This window comes from Roseovarius faecimaris, from assembly GCF_009762325.1.
Taxonomy (GTDB): Bacteria; Pseudomonadota; Alphaproteobacteria; order Rhodobacterales; family Rhodobacteraceae; genus Roseovarius; species Roseovarius faecimaris.
This window is the reverse complement of sequence record NZ_CP034348.1, coordinates 2,817,889-2,839,259: the sequence shown is the minus strand read 5'-3', so window position 1 is coordinate 2,839,259 and position 21,371 is coordinate 2,817,889. Positions and strand designations below refer to the sequence as shown.

Annotated in this window: 16 protein-coding genes; 9 read left to right on the top strand and 7 right to left on the bottom strand. The window is 61.3% G+C overall.

What is annotated here, in order from left to right:
* Window positions 1-7: 7 nt before the first annotated feature.
* From EI983_RS14325 to EI983_RS14315, 3 genes are all read right to left on the bottom strand, one after another.
* Window positions 8-3,730, bottom strand: coding sequence for a translocation/assembly module TamB domain-containing protein (locus EI983_RS14325; RefSeq protein WP_157708041.1), 3,723 nt, complete (start codon window positions 3,728-3,730; stop codon window positions 8-10).
* Entirely contained in the window at window positions 3,730-5,457 is a 1,728-nt protein-coding gene (locus tag EI983_RS14320) for an autotransporter assembly complex protein TamA (RefSeq protein ID WP_246162192.1), read from the bottom strand. Before EI983_RS14320 ends, EI983_RS14325 begins: the two co-directional genes overlap by 1 nt.
* A 245-nt stretch (window positions 5,458-5,702) precedes the next feature.
* A complete protein-coding gene (locus tag EI983_RS14315) occupies window positions 5,703-7,301 on the bottom strand; it encodes a phosphoenolpyruvate carboxykinase (protein ID WP_157708039.1) in 1,599 nt (532 codons plus the stop codon).
* Between the two features lie 350 nt (window positions 7,302-7,651).
* Between EI983_RS14315 and EI983_RS14310 the strand changes: the two genes are divergently transcribed.
* Genes EI983_RS14310 through EI983_RS14280 form a run of 7 tightly spaced genes read left to right on the top strand, consistent with a single transcriptional unit; the run spans window position 7,652 to window position 13,060 of the window.
* Entirely contained in the window at window positions 7,652-8,353 is a 702-nt protein-coding gene (locus EI983_RS14310; protein WP_157708038.1) for a response regulator transcription factor, read from the top strand.
* Window positions 8,353-10,059, top strand: coding sequence for a sensor histidine kinase (locus EI983_RS14305; protein ID WP_157708037.1), 1,707 nt, complete (start codon window positions 8,353-8,355; stop codon window positions 10,057-10,059). Before EI983_RS14310 ends, EI983_RS14305 begins: the two co-directional genes overlap by 1 nt.
* Before the next feature lie 2 nt (window positions 10,060-10,061).
* Complete coding sequence (locus EI983_RS14300) at window positions 10,062-10,496, top strand: HPr kinase/phosphorylase (RefSeq protein WP_157708036.1); 435 nt, start codon at window positions 10,062-10,064, stop codon at window positions 10,494-10,496.
* Between the two features lie 13 nt (window positions 10,497-10,509).
* Window positions 10,510-11,430: an RNase adapter RapZ gene (rapZ, locus tag EI983_RS14295; RefSeq protein ID WP_157709107.1), complete on the top strand. Its 921-nt coding sequence runs from the start codon at window positions 10,510-10,512 to the stop codon at window positions 11,428-11,430.
* A 7-nt stretch (window positions 11,431-11,437) separates the two neighbouring features.
* A complete protein-coding gene (locus EI983_RS14290; RefSeq protein ID WP_157708035.1) occupies window positions 11,438-11,830 on the top strand; it encodes a PTS sugar transporter subunit IIA in 393 nt (130 codons plus the stop codon).
* A 30-nt stretch (window positions 11,831-11,860) separates the two neighbouring features.
* Window positions 11,861-12,139: an HPr family phosphocarrier protein gene (locus tag EI983_RS14285; RefSeq protein ID WP_157708034.1), complete on the top strand. Its 279-nt coding sequence runs from the start codon at window positions 11,861-11,863 to the stop codon at window positions 12,137-12,139.
* A gap of 39 nt (window positions 12,140-12,178) precedes the next feature.
* Entirely contained in the window at window positions 12,179-13,060 is an 882-nt protein-coding gene (locus EI983_RS14280) for a lysophospholipid acyltransferase family protein (RefSeq protein WP_157708033.1), read from the top strand.
* 7 nt (window positions 13,061-13,067) lie between these two features.
* Here the strand turns inward: EI983_RS14280 and EI983_RS14275 are convergent, their stop codons facing one another.
* A complete protein-coding gene (locus EI983_RS14275) occupies window positions 13,068-13,943 on the bottom strand; it encodes a 3-hydroxybutyryl-CoA dehydrogenase (protein WP_157708032.1) in 876 nt (291 codons plus the stop codon).
* Between the two features lie 193 nt (window positions 13,944-14,136).
* Here EI983_RS14275 and EI983_RS19500 point away from each other — a divergent pair, with 193 nt between their 5' ends.
* Both EI983_RS19500 and EI983_RS14270 read left to right on the top strand, forming a co-directional pair.
* The gene (locus EI983_RS19500) at window positions 14,137-14,400 is read left to right on the top strand and encodes a DUF6473 family protein (RefSeq protein WP_343038610.1); all 264 of its coding nucleotides are present in this window, start codon (window positions 14,137-14,139) and stop codon (window positions 14,398-14,400) included.
* Between the two features lie 10 nt (window positions 14,401-14,410).
* Window positions 14,411-15,061, top strand: coding sequence for a DUF6473 family protein (locus tag EI983_RS14270; RefSeq protein WP_425500872.1), 651 nt, complete (start codon window positions 14,411-14,413; stop codon window positions 15,059-15,061).
* A 36-nt stretch (window positions 15,062-15,097) separates the two neighbouring features.
* On the opposite strand, the gene EI983_RS14265 is transcribed toward EI983_RS14270, so the two are convergent.
* From EI983_RS14265 to rpoC, 3 genes are all read right to left on the bottom strand, one after another.
* A complete protein-coding gene (locus EI983_RS14265) occupies window positions 15,098-16,027 on the bottom strand; it encodes an electron transfer flavoprotein subunit alpha/FixB family protein (protein ID WP_157708031.1) in 930 nt (309 codons plus the stop codon).
* On the bottom strand, window positions 16,027-16,785 hold the full coding sequence (locus EI983_RS14260) for an electron transfer flavoprotein subunit beta/FixA family protein (RefSeq protein WP_157708030.1): 759 nt from the start codon (window positions 16,783-16,785) through the stop codon (window positions 16,027-16,029). Before EI983_RS14260 ends, EI983_RS14265 begins: the two co-directional genes overlap by 1 nt.
* Before the next feature lie 250 nt (window positions 16,786-17,035).
* Window positions 17,036-21,280, bottom strand: a complete 4,245-nt coding sequence (rpoC, locus tag EI983_RS14255) for a DNA-directed RNA polymerase subunit beta' (protein ID WP_157708029.1) — start codon at window positions 21,278-21,280, stop codon at window positions 17,036-17,038.
* Between the last annotated feature and the right edge of the window lie 91 nt (window positions 21,281-21,371).

The window sequence follows — 21,371 nt, the reverse complement described above, 5'->3', positions numbered from 1 at the left end:
GCGAAGATCAATAGTCCTTTTCGAAGAACACCCCGATCCCGGTATTGCTTTCGTTGTTCACGCTGCCCTTGAGGGTGACGCTGTCGGAGATATCGAGGTTGAGGTTGATCTCCTGATTGCCTTCGCTGTCCGCCGTGATCTCGGAATAGACATTGTCCGAGATATAGGCCCCGGCGGTGAACTGCGTGGCGCCGTCATCGGTTGTGGTAATGTCGAGATCGCTCAGGCCGAGACTGTCGCGCAACCGCCCGGTGATACCTCCCTGGTATCGACCGGAGAGTGTGGCCACTGCCGAGACAAGCTGTGCCGCCTGAAAGGCCGACATCGAGGCCAGGTCGCGCCCGAAGAGCAGGCGGGCGACCACCTCTTCCTGCGGCAGTTCGGGGCTGGAGGTGAAGATCACGTTGGGAGCGCTGGCCAACCCTTCGAGGATTACCAGGAGCATGGCATCGTCGGAGCGCGCTTCTGCCACAAACCGCAAATAGGGATCGAGCGCGCCGCGAAGGTCGATGAGCCCTTCGGTCAGCACCAGCCGCTTGCCAAGGATGTCGAGCCGTCCCCGGATCAGCTCGAACACGCCCGAGGGCTGCATATCCGCCGTGGTCCCAGTGATGCGGACACTGCCGCCCAGTTCCGCGTCAAGCCCGCGCCCGCGCACGAAGATGCGGGAGGGGGCGGTGATTGTGATGTCGATCGGGTACACCGCCGCGGAGGCCTTCATCGCCTTGATCAGCCCGGCGCGGGAGCGCGTTTCGCGTACCCTGGCGGGCTCGTTGATGTGGTTGATATCGGGCAAGGTGCCAACGATGGTGCCACTGCCGGAGGGCACGCGCAGCTCGGTCGGACCCAGCGCAACAGTGCCCTCGACCCGCGCACCGCCTGTCAGCTCTCCCGCGGCGTTGAGCGTTCCTGAGACTGTGGTCTGATAGAGCGTGGGATCGAACAGACCGAGTGCATTGAGCGAGATCGCCAGAGTCCCGGGAAAGCCCGGAACAAGCTGGATCGGGCCGGTCACCTGAAACTGACCGCCAGTCCCGGCATCCCCGGTCAGGGCCACTTCGGCGCGCCCCTGGCGCAGTTCGGCCCCACCGGTGAGGTTGTTCAGGGCCATGTTAAGTGTCGGCAGTGCGGCGCGTGCGCCGGTAAAGGCGATGTTGCCCGAAAGCGAGGACAGGCGCGGCGGCCCATCCAGCGAAAGGTCAAACTGGGCCTCCCCCTGGACCGAACGGGGCGAGATGAAACTGTTGGCAAGGCTGAGCGGCGCCGTGCCCGCAAGGTTGAGCGCCAGGCGATTGCCATAATCGAAAATCGTGCCGGAGACTGCCGCCAAGGTGCCGCCGGGGCCGGTGGCATCCAGCGACGTGGCCAGTTCGCGCCCCCGTTTGTCGCGCGGGGTCAGGGTGCCCCGGGCGGTGGCGGGGCCTGAGACACCGGGGGCCAGCAGGCCCAGATCGGAAAGCCGCCCCGAGACCGCGATCGGAGCACCCGGCCCATCGCCCGCGGCGTTCACCAGAAGCTGGGGCGAGGTCAGCTTGAGATAACGCAGCTCAAGTGCGGTGTCTCCGATCCGGCCGGAGAACGCGGCCGACACTGCGCCTGCCACCAGCCGGTCCAGCTCGGGAATACCGGAGCGGAAACCGGATCCGTCAACTGTTCCGCTGACATCCCAGATGCCGCGGTTGGCTTCGCCCGAGCCTGCAAGCTCGGCGTTCAGAACCCCTCCGAGCCGCCGCCCGATCAGCCCGCCGAATTGCGACAGATCGTCGACATCGAGCGTGACGCTGCCCTCCACCGGCAATGCCTCGTCCTGTGGATCAATCGAGCCGGTTGCCGTGACCCGCGCCCCGGCCAATCCGGCGCTGAGCCTGGTGATGGTCACACCCTCTCCGTCAGCCCAGGTGAAACCGCCGCGCAATCTGGCCGGACCGTCAAGCAGCGGCTCGATTTGCGATACCTCGTTAAGATCGGCTTCGATAGTGAGCTGCCCGGTGGTCGGGGAAAGTTGACCGGTGGCGACGATCGTTCCGGCATCGCTCCAGAGTTTGAGAACACGCAACCGGGTGCCTTCGGTGTTGCGCACGGCATCCACCTGGATTGACGCGGCCCCTTGCAAGAGCGGATCAATGCGAGGATCGGCAATTGCGATTTCATCGGTGTTTGCCTGCATCTGAACATCGAATGCGCCGCTCAGCGGGGTGAAGCGGCCTGTCACCTGGGCCTCGGCCCGGCCTGTCAACGGGCGCTCGGCAAAGCCCGCGAAGCGCGACAGATCCTCCGAGATCAGGGTCGCTTCGCCGTCGGTTTGAAAACCGGCTTCAAGGCCCTGCACCACCCCTTTGGCCCGCAGGACCGTATCGCCCGCCCGCAGGAGCAGTTCGGTGATGTCAAGTGGCGTATCGGCCTGCCAGTTCATCGTCAGCCGTCCCTGGGCCTCCTGCCCGAGCGCCCTGGCCAGCTTCGGATCGGCCGGGGCGAGGCCGCGCGCCGCAAAGCGCAGATCGGCTGTCACTTGCCGGAGCGGCTGACTTTCAATCGTGCCCTCCCCGTTCAAACGCAGGCTCGTGGCCGAGATGTCAGGGCGTTTGAGGCCAAACACTTCAGCCGTGGCGGTCCAGGTTTCGGAGGTGGCCGCGTCATAGGTTGCGGCAAATTCGGCGGAAGTGACTTCGGTCGGATCGCCGGACAAAGGCAGCCGCACCGGAGCAGTCGAGGCGATCTCGCCGTAGAGGGCAAAGCGTTCCGGCAGGTTATCGGCGCCTAACGCCAGTTCGCTCGTGACGTTCAGCGCGCCGGAGCTGACATCGAGCTGTTCGAGCACCAGCCGCCCGTTGGAAAAGAGGCTGCCCCGTAAATCCAGTGCGGATGTCTCGCCAAAGAACGGGTGCAGATCCCTGACGAATAGCGGGCGCACATCGCCGCTCAGGCGGGCGCCGAAACCATATCCCACATCCACCTCGGCGGAGAGGGCCGCGATTTCGACAGTCCCGCCAAAACGCCGCGCGCCATCGGATGTCAGCGCTATGCGGGCCGTGTAGTCGGAAATCGGGGCTTCGCCCGCCACGCTGAGCGAGAGCGACGGGCTTTCGGGGATCCGCAGCAGCGAGGAGACCAGACCGCCCTGTGCCTCTTCAAAGCCCAGATCGAGCGAGAGAATGCGGCTGGCGTTGGAAAAGCCTGCGTTCAGCGTGATCTGGTCGTCTCGGTCCAGCCGCCGGATATCCAGCGCAGCGCGGCCGTCGCCTTCGTTAAGAGACATCGACCCGAGAAGCGCGAGCGTTGCCGCCTCGCCCATCACGTCGGGCGCAAGGGTGACCTTCTCTACGGCGATCTTCTTGATGTCGACGGCGACCGGCAGGTCGGGAAGGGCAAAGCGGGTTGCCTGGGTGTCCTCGGTCGTGATTCTGGCTTCGCTCTCCGGCAGTCGGGTGACCTCGATCGCGGCCGCTGACAGCTCGGTCACGTCGAGATATCCGCCAAGCAGCGCGGAGCGCGACCAGATCAGCGTGGCCCCGCGCATGGTCAGCCAGATGCCGTCCTTGTCGGCGATGGTCAGGGTGTCGAGCGTCGCCTCGGACGACAGCGCCCCGCGAAAGCCGGTGACACGCACCTGATGGTCATCGCCCGAGAGCGCATCTTGCAGCAGGTTTTCCAGATAGGTCTTGTCATCTTCCTGCGCCCAGAGCGGAGCAGCAAAGCTGAAGACCAGACAGAGAAGCGCCAGCACCCGCATCAGAAGGCCTGCCCGATGCCGATATAGAGTTCGAAATCCTTACCCGCATCATTGTCGAGCGGGGTGGCCACATCCACGCGGATCGGGCCAAACCCGGTGTCATAGCGCACGCCAACACCCGCGCCCGAATGCCAGTTCCCATTGACCTGGCCGAGCGCATCCTGTCCGATAAAGCCCGCATCGGCAAAGCCCACAACCGACCATTCGGTAAAGAGATCGGCGCGCACTTCCGCGGACAGGGCCAGGAAAGAGCGCCCGCCCAAACTGTTGCCGCCACCGAGATCGACCGATAGCGACTGATACCCCTGGCCCCTCACAGTGCCCGCCCCACCGGAATAGAACAGCATGTCGGGCGGCAGATCGGTGATGCTTGCCCCGGCGATGGATCCTGCCTGGACGCGGGCGGCAAGGGTGATCCCGTCATCCTCGCCGAAACTGCGATAGTGGCGCAGATCGGCATAGAGCTTGGCCCCGGCGGCGTTCGTGTCGATCCCGATGAACGGAGTGAGCTGCACATCGGCATAATAGCCCTTGGTCGCATCCAGCGGATCGTCGCGGTTGTCATAGGTCAGGCGCACGGGCATCAGAAGATGCTCCAGTTCGCGCTGGCCCGCATCGTCATCCACATCGGTGTACTGGTAGGCAATCCCGATTTCGCCGGTCATGTCGTCCGAGAAGATATGGCTGAAGCCGCCTTCGAGGCGGGCGCTGGTCTCGTTGAAGTCAGGTTCGTCCAGATGTTCGACCTCGGCGAGCAGATAAAGCGACGTGTCGGGTGTGATCGTCGCCGGCCGGTCAAGCCGCGTGGAAAAGCGGTAGTCGATGCCGTCCGTGTCGCCGCCAATGCCGCTCGCCTCTGCTTCTACCCGAAAGCGCTCCGCACCCCCCAAAAGGTTGCGATGCAGCCAGAAGCCGCTCAGCGCCAGCCCTTCGAGCGAAGAGATCTCGGCGCCAAAGCCGATCCGCCGCGGCTTGGCGTCGCTGAGTTGCGCCGTAATGGGCTGGGTGTCGCCCGGGCCGACCCCCTCTTCCTCGATCAGCACCACCGAGCGAAACGCGCCTGTCCGCCGCAGACGTTTGGCGGCCTTGTCGACCTCCTCGGGCGAAAAGACATCGCCTGTGGGCAATCCGGCAATCTCACGCACGCGGTCCTCGCGGACAGAGCTGACCGGATCGACGTTCAACGCGCCAAATGTCAGGCGCGGGCCCGGCGCAATCACGATGCGCGCGCTCAGCGTGTTTGAGCGGTGATTGGCGGTGATCGACTGGTCGCTCACTTTGGCCTTGGCGTGGCCAATCCGCCGCCAGCCCTCGACACCTTCATCGGCCGCGTCCTTTACCAGCCCCGCAAAGGCCTGGCTGCCCGGGGTGAAGCCTTCGGGCAGGGCGGTGGCCGGTGAGAGCGGTGTCAGTTCGGTGTTGGAGAAGGTGAACACAGGCCCGGGCAACACGGTGATCTTGATCGACCCGATTTCGCCGGGCGAGGCCAGCGGAGAGATGCTGGCCGCCTCGCGCCCATCCACGAGGATCTGCACCACGCCGCTGTAATACCCCAGCTCGTAAAGCACGCCGACCATGCGCGCATAATCGGCACGAGCCGCAGCAACAAGATCCTGTGCGGTGGTCTGGGGGGTGTTGAACGTCTCGAAGGTCAGCGAAGCCTGTCGGAGATACCCTGTTCCTGTCTCATCAAAACCTGGCGCGTCGAGGCTGATCTCCGTCGCCATGCCATACCCAGCCACAGCCGCTATGACGGCCGCCCAAGTCAAAGACCTGATCCGTGATGGCCCCAATTTTTTCTGCTCCGTTCCTCACCTCTGTTTATCCCACGAATTCGAGAGCGGCTCCACTGAAAACGTATATGGGTCAAACCGGCGAAAATTGGCCGGATACGCCCAGTAATCCTTGCGGGCATAAGAAAAGGCGCGCCACGGGGGACGCGCCTTCACAAGGATTTGAGATCAGAAAGGTGTCAGCCGATGGCTGCGGCTTTCACATCCTCGTCGATATAGGGCACATATTGCTCGAAATTGTCGGCGAACATCGCCACCAGCTTGGCGGCCTGACGGTCATAGCTGTCGGGCTTGTCCCAGGTGCGGCGCGGGTTCAGGAGCACGGGCGGCACGCCGGGCGCTTCGACCGGCACTTCAAAGCCGAAGTTTTCATCCTTGCGGAATTCGACCTTGGAGAGCGAGCCGTCAAGCGCCGCAGTCAGCAGCGCGCGGGTGGCCTTGATGGGCATGCGCGAGCCGGTGCCATAGGCGCCGCCGGTCCAGCCGGTGTTGACCAGCCAGCAGGTGGCGCCGTGCTTGGCGATCTTTTCGCGCAGCAGATTGCCATAGACCTCGGGCCGACGCGGCATGAACGGCGCGCCGAAACAGGTGGAGAAGGTGGGCTCGGGTTCGGTCACGCCACGCTCGGTGCCTGCCACCTTGGAGGTGAAGCCACTGAGGAAGTGATACATCGCCTGCGCCGGGGTCAGCCGCGCAATCGGCGGCAAGACGCCAAAGGCGTCACAGGTCAGCATGATGATGTTCTTGGGATGCCCGCCGATGGCCGTTTTGGATGCGTTGGAGATGTATTCCAGCGGATAGGCACAGCGCATGTTCGCCGTCAGGCTGTCATCCTTGAAATCCAGCTCAAGCGTGTCGGCGTCGAAGACCATATTCTCGATCACGGTGCCGAATTTGCGCGTGGTCGCATAGATCTCGGGCTCGGCTTCGGGGTCGAGGTTGATCGTCTTGGCATAGCAGCCGCCTTCGAAGTTGAAGGTGCCGCGCTCCGACCAGCCATGTTCATCGTCGCCGATCAGCGTGCGGTTGGGGTCGGCCGAAAGCGTCGTCTTGCCGGTGCCGGACAGGCCGAAGAACACGGCCGTGTCGACCGGGTTGTTATTGGCATGGTTGGCCGAGCAGTGCATCGGCATGATGCCTTTTTCGGGCAGCAGGTAATTCAGCAGGGTAAAGACCGACTTCTTGTTTTCCCCCGCGTATTCCGTACCGCCGATCAGGATCATCTTGCGGTCGAAATTCATCGCGATGACCGTCTCGGAACGACAGTTATGCTTGGCCGGGTCCGCCTGGAAGCTGGGGCAGTTGATGACCGTGAAATCCGCGACGAAATCCGCCAGCGTTTCGGCATCGGGCCGACGCAGCATGTGACGGATAAAGAGACCGTGCCAGGCCAGTTCGGTGATCATGCGCACCTTGATCGAATGCGCGGGGTCCGCGCCGCCGGTCAGGTCCTGCACATAGTAATCCTTGCCCTGCATATGGGCGAGCATGTCGGTGTAAAGCGCATCGAAGCCTTCGGGGCTCATTTCCGCGTTGTTTTCCCACCAGATCGTGTCGGCGACGCTGTCTGTTTTGACCACGTGCTTATCCTTGGGAGAACGGCCGGTGAATTTGCCGGTGGTCACAAGGAACGTCCCGCCCTGGCCAAGCTGGCCTTCGCCATTGCGCAGGGCAGCTTCGATCAGCGCGGGCTCGATCATGTTGTAGTGGACATTGCCCAGTCCAGTGATGCCCTGATCTTCAAGCCGGAATTGCGGGTTTACCCGTCCAGATGTCATGAATGTGTGCTCCTCGATGCATGACCTGCTGAGGCGATGCCGCTCCGTTCAGACCCGGCGAGCCGCCCGTTTGCGCGCCTCATAACATGACGGTTCTGTGAAAGAACAGGACGCTTTGGCGCAGTTAGCGCAATCAACTCGAAGTTAGCGCAATCACGTTTTGCGCTCGGCAGATTGCCGCCCCGAAATGTGGCAGATTTGCCCGGAAATTCAGCCAATCCTAAGGGATTTTTGTCTCAATTGGCAGGGAATGCGACCGCGATTCGCAGATAAGGATTGATTGTAAAGGGAAAAAATGCTGATAGTGGTGAAAAAAAGCAGGCAAACAGAGCAGTACAAGGAAAACAGGCATGTCTAAAATCGCCCTCGTGGACGATGACAGGAATATTCTGACATCGGTGTCGATGACGCTTGAGGCCGAAGGCTTCGAGGTCGAAACCTATAATGACGGACAGCAGGCGTTTGATGCGTTCAGCAAAAAACTGCCCGATATGGCTGTTCTGGATATCAAGATGCCGCGCATGGATGGGATGGATCTGTTGCAGCGGCTGCGGCAGAAAACGTCGATGCCGGTGATCTTCCTCACCTCCAAGGATGACGAGATCGATGAAGTTCTCGGTCTTCGCATGGGGGCTGACGATTACGTGAAAAAGCCTTTCTCTCAACGGCTTCTGGTCGAACGTATCCGCGCGCTTCTGCGCAGGCAGGATGCGATTGCGGGCGATGAAGGTCCGGCCACCGAAGAAACCAAGGTGATCGAACGCGGCGAGCTGCGGATGGACCCGTTGCGCCATGCAGTTACCTGGAAAGGCAAGGACGTGACCCTTACCGTCACCGAATTCCTGCTGCTTCAGGCGCTGGCGCAACGCCCCGGCTTCGTGAAAAGCCGCGATCAGCTTATGGATGTCGCCTATGATGACCAGGTCTATGTCGACGATCGCACCATCGACAGCCACATCAAGCGGCTGCGCAAGAAGCTGCGGATGGCCGACCCGGAATTCTCGGCGATTGAGACGCTTTATGGTATCGGATACAGGTACAACGAAGACTGATGGCGCTGGCCGAAGGGATTGACATGCGCGACCATGCGTCCCGCAAAAGCGGGGATGTTGTCCTGGGCGACGATTTCGTTGCCCCGGACAATGTCGTCGAAGAGGAACTTCGTGCGACGCGCGAAGGCCGCGGGGTGTTTTCGCTCCGAAAATCCTCTCTTACGCGCAAGATCGTCACCTTCAACCTGATCGCCCTCAACGTCCTCGTTGCGGGCATTCTTTATCTCAACTCGTCGCGCGACGGGCTTGCCCTGCAACGTGCCAACGCGCTGGTCGGTGAAGCGGAACTGGTGGCGGATGTGTTCGAAGCACAGCTTCCCAGCGGTGCGCCGGTCAATCTGGTGACGGGGGATGGCGTTGATGTGATGGGCACGCTGGAACGTGTGTCGATCCCCAAGGGTGTCGAGATATTCGTCTTTGACGTCAATGGCACGCTCGCCGGACAATATGAAGGAACCCGTGAACTCACGGGCGCCTCCAAGCCACGACCGACCGTGATCTCCGATGCCCTGTCAAAGGTTTGGGACGGGATATCGACCCCGTTTGCACTGCTTTTGGGAAGTCATGAGGAAATAAGCCTCGAAGACAGCACCCGCGCGATGGTGGCCTCGACGCTGGATCAGGGCACACAGGTGTCATCCGGCGAGAATTTGGGTAAGTCGATTTTTTCCGTGGCCACCCCGATCCTGCAGAATGGCACCGCTGTGGGCGTTGTCGCCCTGGTCAGCGCGTCTGGTGAGATCGATAACCTGGTGCGCGCTGAGCGCGAGCGGGTCTTGCAGATGTTCATCATCGCCACCCTTGTTTCGATCGGGCTAAGCCTGATCCTGGCCTCGACCATCTCGAACCCCATTTCCGACCTCGCCTCTGCTGCCGAGATCGGAGGAGACCGGCACCGTGGCAAGGCCGGTGGACGCATTCGTATTCCCGATCTGACCGCCCGGCCAGATGAGATCGGCCGCCTCAGCGGGGCGCTCAGGGGCATGGTCACGGCGCTTTACCACCGCATCGACAGCAATGAGCAATTCGCGGCCGATGTGGCCCATGAGATCAAGAACCCCCTGGCCTCTCTGCGTTCGGCGGTCGGCACTTTGCATGTGGCCAAGCGTGACGATCAACGGCAGAAACTGCTTGAAGTGATCGAACATGACGTGCGCCGCCTCGACCGGCTTGTCAGCGACATTTCCAACGCCTCGCGCCTCGACAGTGAGCTTGTCAAGGAAGAGCAGGAGCCGTTCGACCTGCTGACCATGCTGCGCAACCTCTCGCAGTATCTGGGCGAGGAAGCGAACCAGAAGGGTATCGATTTCATCACCGACTTCCCGGATAAGCCGATTGTTCTGATGGGGCTTGAGGCACGGGTGGCGCAGGTCTTTGTCAACCTGATCACAAACGCCATGAGTTTTTGCGAAGAGGGCGACGCAATCCGCGTATGGGCCCGCAAACGCGACAATCGGGTGCTGGTTGTGGTCGAGGATACCGGCCCGGGCATCCCCGAAGTCGCCCTGACCAAGATTTTCAAGCGCTTCTATTCCCATCGGCCTGAAAACGACTTTGGGAACAATTCGGGGCTGGGCCTTGCGATTTCCAAACAGATCATCGAGGCGCATGACGGGGTGATCTGGGCCGAGAATATCCGGCCGACCGATGCCGACATCACCTCCGATCCTCTTGGGGCGCGGTTCGTCGTCGGCCTGCCGGTCTGACGGTGACGCGGCCTGGGGCCAACACCGAGATCTGGCATGCCAGCGCCGTGGCGTTGAACGGGCAGAGCGCGTTGATCCTGGGCGCGTCCGGTTCGGGCAAATCCTCGCTTGCGCTGCAACTGATGGCTCTGGGCGCACAGCTTGTCGCCGATGACCGCACCTGCCTGACCTCATTTGACGGGGTGTTGACCGCGTCGGCGCCTGCCGCCATATCGGGCCAGATCGAGGCGCGGGGCGTGGGTATTCTGGCGGCCGAGACATGTCGGCAGGCACCGGTGAAATTGGTGATTGACCTCGACAGCACTGAAACGGAACGTTTGCCGCCGCATCGCACCAAGGATATCCTGGGTGTCGCGTTGCCGCTGGTCCTGAATACACCCGGCCCGCATTTTCCTGCCGCGGTTTTGCTCTATCTCCGGGGAGGGCGCTGTGCCTGAGCAAAAGGACGACATGCAGATAGCAGAACGACCAAACAGCCGGTTGATCCTTGTCACCGGCCCGTCCGGGGCGGGGCGGTCCACCGCGATCCGCGCGCTGGAGGATATGGGCTTTGAGGCGATCGACAACATGCCGCTTTCGCTTCTGCCGCGTCTGCTTGATGGACCTGCCCCGGAAAAGCCTCTGGTGCTGGGCATCGACGTGCGCAACCGGGATTTCTCGACCACGGCACTGATCGAGGCGATTGACCGTTTCGGTGCCGATGGCAGCAACATGCAGGTGCTCTATCTGGATTGTCACGAAGACATCCTGTTGCGGCGTTTCTCCGAGACCCGGCGCCGGCATCCGCTCTCGCCCGGAGAAACGCCGGGCATGGGCATCGCGCGGGAGCTGGATCTGCTGGGCCCGATCCGCGTGCGGGCGGATATCCTGGTGGATACGTCCGAGATGTCACCGCATGATCTGCGTTCCGAACTGGAAACATGGTTTGCGCCCAAGGGGGCGCAGCGGCTCTCGGTCTCGCTGCACTCGTTTTCCTACAAGCGTGGCCTGCCGCGCGGGCTCGATATGGTGCTGGATTGCCGGTTTCTGCGCAATCCCTACTGGGAGCCGGAGCTGCGTGCGCTGAACGGGCGGGATGAGCCGGTTCAGGCCTATGTGGGTGCTGATCCGCTCTTTGCAGCCTTTACCGAGAAGGTGACCGGGCTGGCGCTGCTGCTGCTGCCCGCCTATGAGGCGGAGGGCAAGGCCTACCTATCGCTCGGGTTTGGCTGCACAGGGGGGCAACACAGAAGTGTCGCAGTTGCAGAAACTTTAGCGAAAGCCCTTGCGAACAAAGGCTGGCAGGTGTCAATTAGGCATCGCGAGCTGGAGAGGCTTGCCGCGGCGCAGCGGGCGGCGGATCGTCCGTCTGGCGGCCAGCCCAAGGAGTGACCCAGCGGTGATCGGGATCGTGCTAGTAGCCCACGGCGGACTTGCCCAGGAATATCTGGGTGCGGTTCAGCATGTGGTGGGGCCGCAGGTGGGTATCGTGGCGGTGTCGATCGAGCGCGATCACGACAGGGCCGCCAAACAGTCCGAGATCTGTGCCGCAGCCGATCAGGTGGACACGGGCAGCGGTGTGGTGATCGTGACGGATATCTTTGGCGGTTCACCCTCGAACCTGGCGCTGAAGGCCTGCCAGCCCGAGGACCGCCGGATCCTCTATGGGGCCAACCTGCCGATGCTGATCAAACTGGCCAAATCGCGCGACAAGGCACTGCCCGAAGCGGTGCGTGCCGCGCTCGATGCGGGGCGCAAATACATTGACAGTTACAACGTGACAGCGGAATAGCTGCGCAGGATTTCAGGGACAGACACGACCATGAGTGACACCATCACACGACAATTGAAAATCGTGAATGTCAAAGGTTTGCATGCGCGCGCCGCGGCCAAGCTGGTGGAGGTTGTCGAAGGGTTTGACGCTCACGCAGAGGTGTCGCATAACGGGCAATCTTCTGGTGGCGACAGTATTATGGGGCTTTTGATGTTGGCAGCCTCGCACGGAACGACTATTGACGTGCAGACGTCGGGCACCGACGCCGAAGCGCTGGCCGATGCGATCGAAGCGCTCGTGGCGGACAAGTTCGGCGAAGACATGTAGAGGCGCGCACTCACGCGTCGGGGGACAGGATTTAAACACGTGGTAGGCAGCGTCCAGGATCAAGCCCAGGGGCAGTCCGACGAAACGGTCACGTTTACCAAGTATGACCGACGCAGCCTGACCTATGCCAATTCCTTCGACTCGCCGATGACATCGACGATCATCCGGACGATCGAATGGTTCACGGGTAAGCTGACCATCCTGAAGATGATCCGCGCGTTCGAGAAGAAAGGCGCGCCGACGGGGCAACCTTTCTGGCGTGCGGCCCTCGATACCATGGGTATCCCCCTTCTCACGCCGGAATCGGAGCTCGACAATATCCCGCTCGATGGCCCTGTCGTGGCTGTGGCCAATCATCCGCACGGGTTGGTGGATGGGATGATCCTGGCCGATCTGATCGGGCGCAGGCGCACCGATTACAAGATCCTAACCCGCGCGCTTCTGACCGGGATTGACGAGGTTGCAGCCTCCTACATGATCCCGGTGCCGTTCCCGCATGAACCCGATGCACAGCGCAAATCGGTCGAGATGCGGGCCAAGGCCATGGCGCATCTCAAGGAAGGCGGGCTGATTTCAGTTTTTCCCTCCGGCGTCGTTGCGTCCTCCGACACCATGTTCGGCCCGGTTCTGGAGCGCGACTGGAACGTGTTTACAGCGCAGATGATCCGCCGGTCCGGTGCAAAGGTCTTGCCGATCTATTTTCCCGGCAACAATTCCCGCGCCTATCAGGTCGCCAATCGGATTTCCCCGACGCTGCGCCAGGGGCTGTTGCTGCATGAAGTCGTCAAAAGCTGCAACAAACCGCAAAAGCCGGTGGTGGGCAAGGTGATCGGTGAGGAGCGCATGAAGATGCTCGAAACGGATCCGCGCGGCTTCATGGCCTGGCTGCGCGAACATACGCTGTCTCTGGGCGAGGGCTGAGCGCGCCCTACCGCGTCGGAACCGGCGTCTCGCCGCGATAATCATAGAAACCGCGCCCGGTCTTGCGCCCCAGCCATCCGGCCTCGACATATTTCGTCAGCAGAGGGCAGGGGCGATACTTGGTGTCCGCCAGCCCGTCATGCAACACGTTCATGATGGCAAGGCAGGTATCGAGCCCGATAAAATCCGCAAGCTCAAGTGGCCCCATAGGGTGATTGGCTCCAAGCTTCATCGACTGGTCGATGGAGTTGACGTTGCCGACGCCCTCATAGAGCGTATAGACCGCTTCGTTGATCATCGGCATCAGGATGCGGTTCACGATGAAGGCCGGGAAGTCTTCGGCGGAAGCGGCTGTTTTTCCAAGCTTTTCAACGACTTTCAGGCAGGCATCATAGGTTTCTTTGTCCGTTGCAATCCCGCGGATCAGTTCGACCAGCTGCATGATCGGCACCGGGTTCATGAAGTGAAAGCCCATGAACTTCTCAGGCCGGTCAGTGCCGCTTGCGAGCCGCGTGATCGAGATGGAAGAGGTGTTCGAGGTCAGGATCGTGTGCGGCTCCAGATGCGGCACGAGAGTTTCGAAAATGGCCTGCTTCACGCTCTCCCGTTCGGTCGCGCTTTCGATCACGAGGTCAGTTTGCCCGAGTTCGGGCAGGTCAAGCGTGGTGGTGATCCGGCTGAGCGCCGCCGCCTTGTCGGCTTCGGCAAGCTTGCCGCGGCTGACCTGGCGTTCAAGGTTCTTGTCGATCGTCGCCAGAGCCTTTTCAAGTGCGTCAGCATCCAGATCGTTGAGCAACACGTCATAGCCTGCCACGGCCAGCACATGCGCAATTCCGTTGCCCATCTGCCCGGCGCCAACCACGCCGATCTTCTGAATGTCCATCAGCCTGCCCTTTCGAAGCGATTTGGCCCAACATAGGCCCGCGCGCGCCCCGCCCGCAAGAGGCCGATCCCTCTAAAACTCATGCGGCATTTTAGCATTAGTCAATTCTCAAGACCTGTCGGCGATACCGTTCATGGGTGAGACTGAACCGTTTGGAAACAGGCCGTGCGAAGGCCAGTGAAAAACGGGGCAAATGAACTGTGGTGGGCGCGTTTCGGCCCTGAGCGATGTTTCAGGGAGGCGCCGAAACCGTTTTATGGTGGGTGACATGGCATATGAAAAATTCGTGGGTGACACTCTGGAGTATGATCTGTGTTCATACGAAGGGTCCAAACTGTTCTTCCGTGGTCCAAGGCGGGACCTCAAAAAGCCGTATATCGCGTTCCTGGGGGGGGACGGATACTTTCGGCAAGTTCCTGGAGCACCCGTTTCCAGCGCTGGTGGAGCAGGCGCTTGATATTCCATGTGTGAATTTTGGCTGGTCCAATGCGGGGGCCGATGTGTTCCTGAACGATCCGGCCGTGCTGCGCGGGGCGCAACGGGCCAGTGCGGTCGTGCTGCAACTGCCGAGCGCGCAGAACATGTCGAACCGGTTCTATACCGTGCATCCGCGTCGCAACGACCGGTTCGTGGGGCCGTCCGAACTGATGCGTAATGTCTTCCCCGAAGTGGATTTTACGGAGTTTCATTTCACGCGGCATTTGCTGAGCCATCTGCAACGCATCGCCCCCGATCGCTTTGCAACGCTACGCCGGGAGCTTCAGACCATGTGGGTGGCTCGGATGCGCCTGCTGCTGCGGAAAATCGACCGGGAGGTGCTGCTTTTGTGGTTTTCAAAGCGTCGCCCGGGCGAGGATAGCAATGCGCCGGATCTGGCGCTTGATCCGGCTTTCGTGACCCAGCAGATGGTCGACAGTATCCGCAGCCCGATGGCGCAATGCGTGGAGGTCCGTGCGAGCCAAAGCGCGCGGGATGCGGGGCTGGAGGGTATGATCTTTGCCCCGGTGGAAGAGAGCGCGGCCAGTGAATTGCTCGGGCCGTTGGCGCACGAAGAGGCGGCGGTTGCCTTGGTCCAGGTGCTCGGGCCCCTGCTTTCCAATGAAAAAGGGCCCGCCTGATTGGCGGGCCCTCTCTCAATCGTCCGAGGCTGAGGCTCAGCCCAGTTTTTCAGTCAGTTCCGGCACGGCATCGAAAAGATCCGCCACGAGGCCATAATCAGCGACCTGGAAGATGGGCGCTTCTTCGTCCTTGTTGATGGCAACGATGATCTTCGAGTCCTTCATACCTGCAAGGTGCTGAATGGCACCCGAGATGCCGACAGCGACATAGAGGTCGGGTGCGACGACCTTGCCGGTCTGACCCACCTGCCAGTCGTTCGGAGCGAACCCTGAGTCGACCGCAGCACGCGAGGCGCCCACAGCCGCGCCCAGCTTGTCAGCAAGGCTTTCGATCAGGGCGAAGTTCTCTTCCGAACCGACGCCACGACCGCCGGAGACAACCACACCGGCCGAGGTCAGCTCGGGGCGGTCGCTTGCAGCCACCTTGTCCTCGACCCATTCGGACAGGCCGGGGTTTTCAGCGGCGCCAATGGTCTCGACCGGCGCCGAGCCGCCTTCGCCTGCGGCGTCGAAGGTGGACGTCCGGAAGGACACAACCTTTTTCGCATCCGACGATTTCACGGTTTGCACGGCGTTGCCGGCATAGATCGGGCGCTCGAAGGTGTTGCCATCGACCACACCGGACGCATCCGAGATCACCATCACGTCAAGAAGGGCCGCCACGCGGGGCAGCACGTTCTTGGCGTCGGTGGTGGCCGGAGCGACGATATGCTCGTAATCGCCAGCCAGCGACACGATCAGCGCCGCTGTCGGCTCGGCCAGGCGATGACCCAGCGACGGGTCTTCGGCTACGAGCACCTTGGACACGCCGTCGATCTTGGCGGCGGCTTCGCCTGCTGCGGCGGCCGAGGCGCCTGCGGCCAGAACCGTCACGTCGCCCAGTTGTTTGGCCGCCGTTACCGCCTTGGCGGTTGCGTCCATTGCCAGTTCACCATCGGTGACTTCTGCGAGAAGAAGAACAGCCATTACACAGCCCCCGCTTCTTTGAGTTTTGCAACAAGCTCGTCCACCGAGCCCACGATTTCGCCTGCCTTGCGCGCTTCCGGCTCCTCGGTCTTGACGATCTCAAGACGCGGGGTGACGTCGACGCCGTAATCGGCGGCGGTTTTCTCATCAAGCGGCTTTTTCTTGGCCTTCATGATGTTGGGCAGCGAGGCATAGCGCGGCTCGTTCAGGCGCAGGTCAACGGTGATGATGGCGGGCATCTTCACCTTGATCGTTTGCAGGCCGCCATCAACCTCACGGGTCACAACAGCGCTGTCGCCTTCAATGTCGAGCCCCGAAGCGAAGGTGCCTTGCGACCAGCCCAGCAGGGCCGAGAGCATCTGGCCGGTGGCGTTCATGTCATTGTCGATCGCCTGCTTGCCAGCCAGCACGAGGCCGGGCTGCTCTTCGTCGATCACGGCCTTGAGCAGTTTGGCGACGGCCAGCGGCTCGATATCGGTGTGCACGTCGTCGGCGGCCTCGATCAGGATCGCGCGGTCGGCACCCATGGCAAGTGCTGTGCGCAGGGTTTCCTGGCTTTGCTTGACACCGATGGAGACCGCGATGACCTCCTCGGCCTTGCCCGCTTCTTTCAGACGGATGGCCTCTTCGACGGCAATTTCGTCGAACGGGTTCATCGACATTTTGACATTGGCAAGATCGACGCCCGATCCGTCCGCTTTCACGCGAACCTTCACGTTATAGTCGATCACGCGTTTGACAGGTACGAGCACCTTCATTGGCAGGATCTCCCTCAATTAACGAAAGAGCCGCCATTTGCGCGACTCTCATGAATACTCCAGCGATGTGATATAGGGTTGTTACCTCAAGAAACAGGGCAAAATCGCCCTATTTGCGTCCCGCGACGTCGCGTTTTCGCAGTGTGCTGGAAATTTCTAATTTTCTGAACGGATTCCATCGCAGAAAATCGCAGGCGCAAAGAAAAAGGGCCCCGCGTGTGGCGAGGCCCTTTTGATGGTTTCAGCCGGTTCAGTCTTCGCGGCTCTCCGGGGTTTCGACCAGAGTGTCGAACTCGTCGCCGCCAATGATGTCATCATCCATCGGGGCGGCCAGAGCTGCCGCAGCTTCGGCTTCTTCCCGGCGCGCCTCGATCACCACGTTGTCACGCTGCTGCGCGATGTGGCGCATCTTCTGCGTGGCACCACCGGTCCCGGCAGGGATCAGGCGGCCAACGATGACGTTTTCCTTCAGGCCGACAAGCTTGTCGCGCTTGCCTTGTACCGAGGCTTCGGTCAGCACGCGGGTGGTCTCCTGGAACGAAGCCGCCGAGATGAACGACCGCGTTTGCAGGCTGGCCTTGGTGATACCCAGAAGGATCGGCTCGCCCTGGGCGGCACGGCCGCCTTTGGCAATCGCCTTCTCGTTCGCGGCATCAAACTCGGCCTTGTCCACGTGCTCGCCTTTCAGAAGCGTGGTGTCGCCGCTGTCGAGGATTTCCCATTTCTGCAGCATCTGGCGCACGACAACCTCGATATGCTTGTCGTTGATCTTCACGCCCTGCAGACGATAGACATCCTGCACCTCATCGATCATGTAATCGGCCAGCGCCTCGACACCCATGATGCTCAGGATGTCATGCGGCGCGGGGTTGCCGTCCATGATATAGTCGCCTTTCTGGACATAATCCCCTTCCTGAACGGGGATGTGCTTGCCCTTGGGCACCATGTATTCGACGGGCTCCAGGCTGTCATCGACAGGCTCGATGCTGATCCGGCGCTTGTTCTTGTAGTCGCGACCATAGCGGACATAGCCGTCGATCTCGGCGATGATGGCGTGATCCTTGGGGCGACGCGCCTCAAAGAGTTCAGCCACACGCGGCAGACCACCGGTGATGTCCTTGGTCTTGGCACCTTCGCGCGGAATACGCGCGACCACGTCACCAGCATGGATGTCCTGACCGTCTTCGACCGACAGGATCGCATCCACCGACATCGGGTAGGTCACGGGGTTGCCCGCTTCGTTGCGTACCGGTTCGCCATCAGAGCCGACCACCAGGATCTCGGGCTTGAGCTCGTTGCCCTTGGGGGCCGCGCGCCAGTCCATCACGATCTTCTGGGTCATGCCGGTGGCATCGTCGGTCACATCGCGCACGGCAATGCCGCTCACGAGGTCCACGAATTTCGCAGTACCCGATTTCTCGGCCAGGATCGGCAGGGTGTAGGGATCCCACTCAAAGAGTTTGTCGCCGCGGGACACTTTCGCGCCCTCTTTGACAAACAGCTTCGAGCCATAGCCAACCTTGTGGCTGGCCAGTTCCACATCCTTTTCACCCATGATCTTGAGCTTCATGTTGCGGCCCATGACCAGGATCTCGCCATTGGCGTTTTCCAGAAGCTGCGCGTTTTCGAAGGCGATGGTGCCTTCCTGGCTCGCTTCGAGGAAGCTTTGCTGGCCACCCTGCGCCACACCGCCGATGTGGAACGTCCGCATCGTCAGCTGCGTGCCCGGCTCCCCGATGGACTGGGCGGCGATAATGCCAACCGCTTCGCCCTGGTTCACCATGGTGCCGCGTGCAAGGTCACGGCCATAGCACATGGCGCAAACGCCATCCTCGGCCTCACAGGTGAGCGGGCTGCGGATGCGCATGGATTGCACGCCCGCCTCTTCGATCGCGTCGGCCATACGCTCGTCGATGAGCTCACCGGCGCGCAGGATCAGGCTGTCATCGGCAGGGTTCAGAACGTCATCCGCCGTCACCCGGCCCAGGATGCGCTCAGCCAGCGAGGCGACAACCTCACCGTCGCTCACGGCCGCTTCTGCGGTGATCGCACGGTCAGTACCGCAATCATGCTCGCGCACGATGCAGTCCTGCGCCACGTCCACCAGACGGCGGGTCAGGTAGCCCGAGTTCGCCGTTTTCAGAGCGGTGTCCGACAGACCCTTACGGGCGCCGTGGGTCGAGTTGAAGTATTCAAGAACGGTCAGACCTTCCTTGAAGTTCGAGATGATCGGCGTTTCGATGATGTCGCCGTTCGGCTTGGCCATCAGGCCGCGCATCCCGCCCAGCTGTTTCATCTGCGTGACCGAGCCACGGGCACCGGAGTGCGCCATCATGTAGACCGAGTTCGGCTCCATCACGGCGCCGTTTTCGTCCGTCTTCTCAGCCGAGATCGTGCCCATCATGGCTTCGGTCACCTGGTCGTTACATTTCGACCAGGCATCGACCACTTTGTTGTACTTCTCGCCCTGGGTGATCAGGCCGTCCATATACTGCTGTTCGAAGCCTTTCACCTGATCGCGGGTCTCGTCCACGATGGTCCACTTGTTATCCGGGATCACCATGTCGTCCTTGCCAAAGGAAATCCCGGCGCGGAACGCTTCCTTGAAGCCCATACCCATGATCTGGTCGCAGAAGATCACGCTCTCCTTCTGACCGCAGTAGCGATAGACCGTGTCGATCACGTTCTGCACTTCCTTCTTGCGCAGAAGCTTGTTGACCAGATCGAAGGGCGCTTTGGAGTTTTTCGGCATCAGAGCCCCAAGGCGGGCACGGCCCGGCGTGGTCTCAAACCGTTTGAACACCTCGTTGCCTTCTTCGTCGATCTGGCTCATCCGCACGGTGACTTTGGCGTGCATATGCACCTCGCCGGCGTCGAGCGCATGCTGGACCTCTTCCACCGAGGAGAAGACCATGCCTTCGCCCTTCATGCCTTCGCGCATGATGGTGGTGTAATAGAGCCCGAGAACCATGTCCTGAGACGGCACGATGATCGGTGCACCGTTGGCCGGCGACAGAACGTTGTTCGTCGACATCATCAGCACGCGTGCTTCCAACTGGGCTTCGAGCGACAGCGGCACATGCACGGCCATCTGGTCACCGTCGAAGTCGGCGTTGAAGGCCGAACAGACCAGCGGGTGCAGCTGAATGGCCTTGCCTTCGATCAGCACGGGCTCAAACGCCTGAATGCCCAAGCGGTGCAGCGTCGGCGCGCGGTTCAGCAGAACCGGGTGCTCGCGGATCACCTCATCGAGGATATCCCACACTTCGGGGCGTTCTTTCTCGACCAGTTTCTTGGCTTGCTTGACCGTCGAGGACATGCCCTTGGCTTCCAGCCGCGAATAGATGAACGGCTTGAACAGCTCGAGCGCCATCTTTTTGGGCAGGCCGCATTGGTGCAGCTTCAGTTCCGGCCCGGTCACGATGACCGACCGGCCCGAGAAGTCGACCCGCTTACCCAGAAGGTTCTGACGGAACCGGCCCTGCTTGCCTTTCAGCATGTCGGAAAGCGACTTCAGCGGGCGCTTGTTGGCGCCGGTGATGACGCGGCCACGACGACCGTTGTCAAAGAGGGCATCGACCGATTCCTGCAGCATCCGCTTTTCGTTACGCACGATGATATCGGGCGCGCGCAGCTCGATCAGCCGCTTGAGGCGGTTGTTCCGGTTGATCACGCGACGATAGAGATCGTTGAGATCCGACGTGGCAAAGCGGCCCCCGTCCAGCGGCACCAGCGGGCGCAGTTCGGGCGGGATCACCGGGATCACGGTCATGACCATCCATTCCGGGCGGTTGCCGGATTCCAGGAAGCTTTCAACCACCTTCAGGCGCTTGATGATCTTCTTGGGTTTCAACTCGCCCGTGGCTTCGGCCAGTTCGGCGCGCAGGTTTTCGGCCTCGGCTTCCAGATCGATGTTCTGGAGCATCTCGCGGATGGCTTCGGCGCCAATATTGGCGGTAAAGGCATCCATGCCATAGGCGTCCTGAGCGTCCATGAACTCTTCTTCCGAGAGCATCTGGCCATAGCTCAGGTCGGTCAGACCCGGCTCGATCACCACATAGTTCTCGAAGTAGAGCACCCGCTCAAGATCGCGCAGAGTCATGTCCAGCATCAGGCCGATGCGCGAAGGCAGCGACTTGAGGAACCAGATGTGCGCGCAAGGGGCGGCCAGTTCGATATGGCCCATACGCTCGCGGCGGACCTTTTGCAGCGTGACTTCCACACCGCATTTCTCGCAGACAACGCCGCGGTACTTCATCCGCTTGTATTTGCCGCAAAGGCATTCGTAATCCTTGATTGGGCCAAAGATACGCGCGCAGAAGAGGCCGTCACGCTCGGGCTTGAACGTGCGGTAGTTGATCGTCTCGGGCTTCTTGATCTCGCCATAGGACCAGCTGAGGATACGCTCAGGGGAGGCCAGCGAGACCTTGATTTCGTCAAACACCTTGGTGGGAGCCACCGGGTTGAACGGGTTGTTTGTCAGTTCCTGGTTCATGTTCGGTTCCTATCGTTAGGAGAGAAGGGCAGGGGGCCAAGATTTTTCGTACGAAAAATCTCATTCGAGAAAATTCGTACGAATTTTCTCA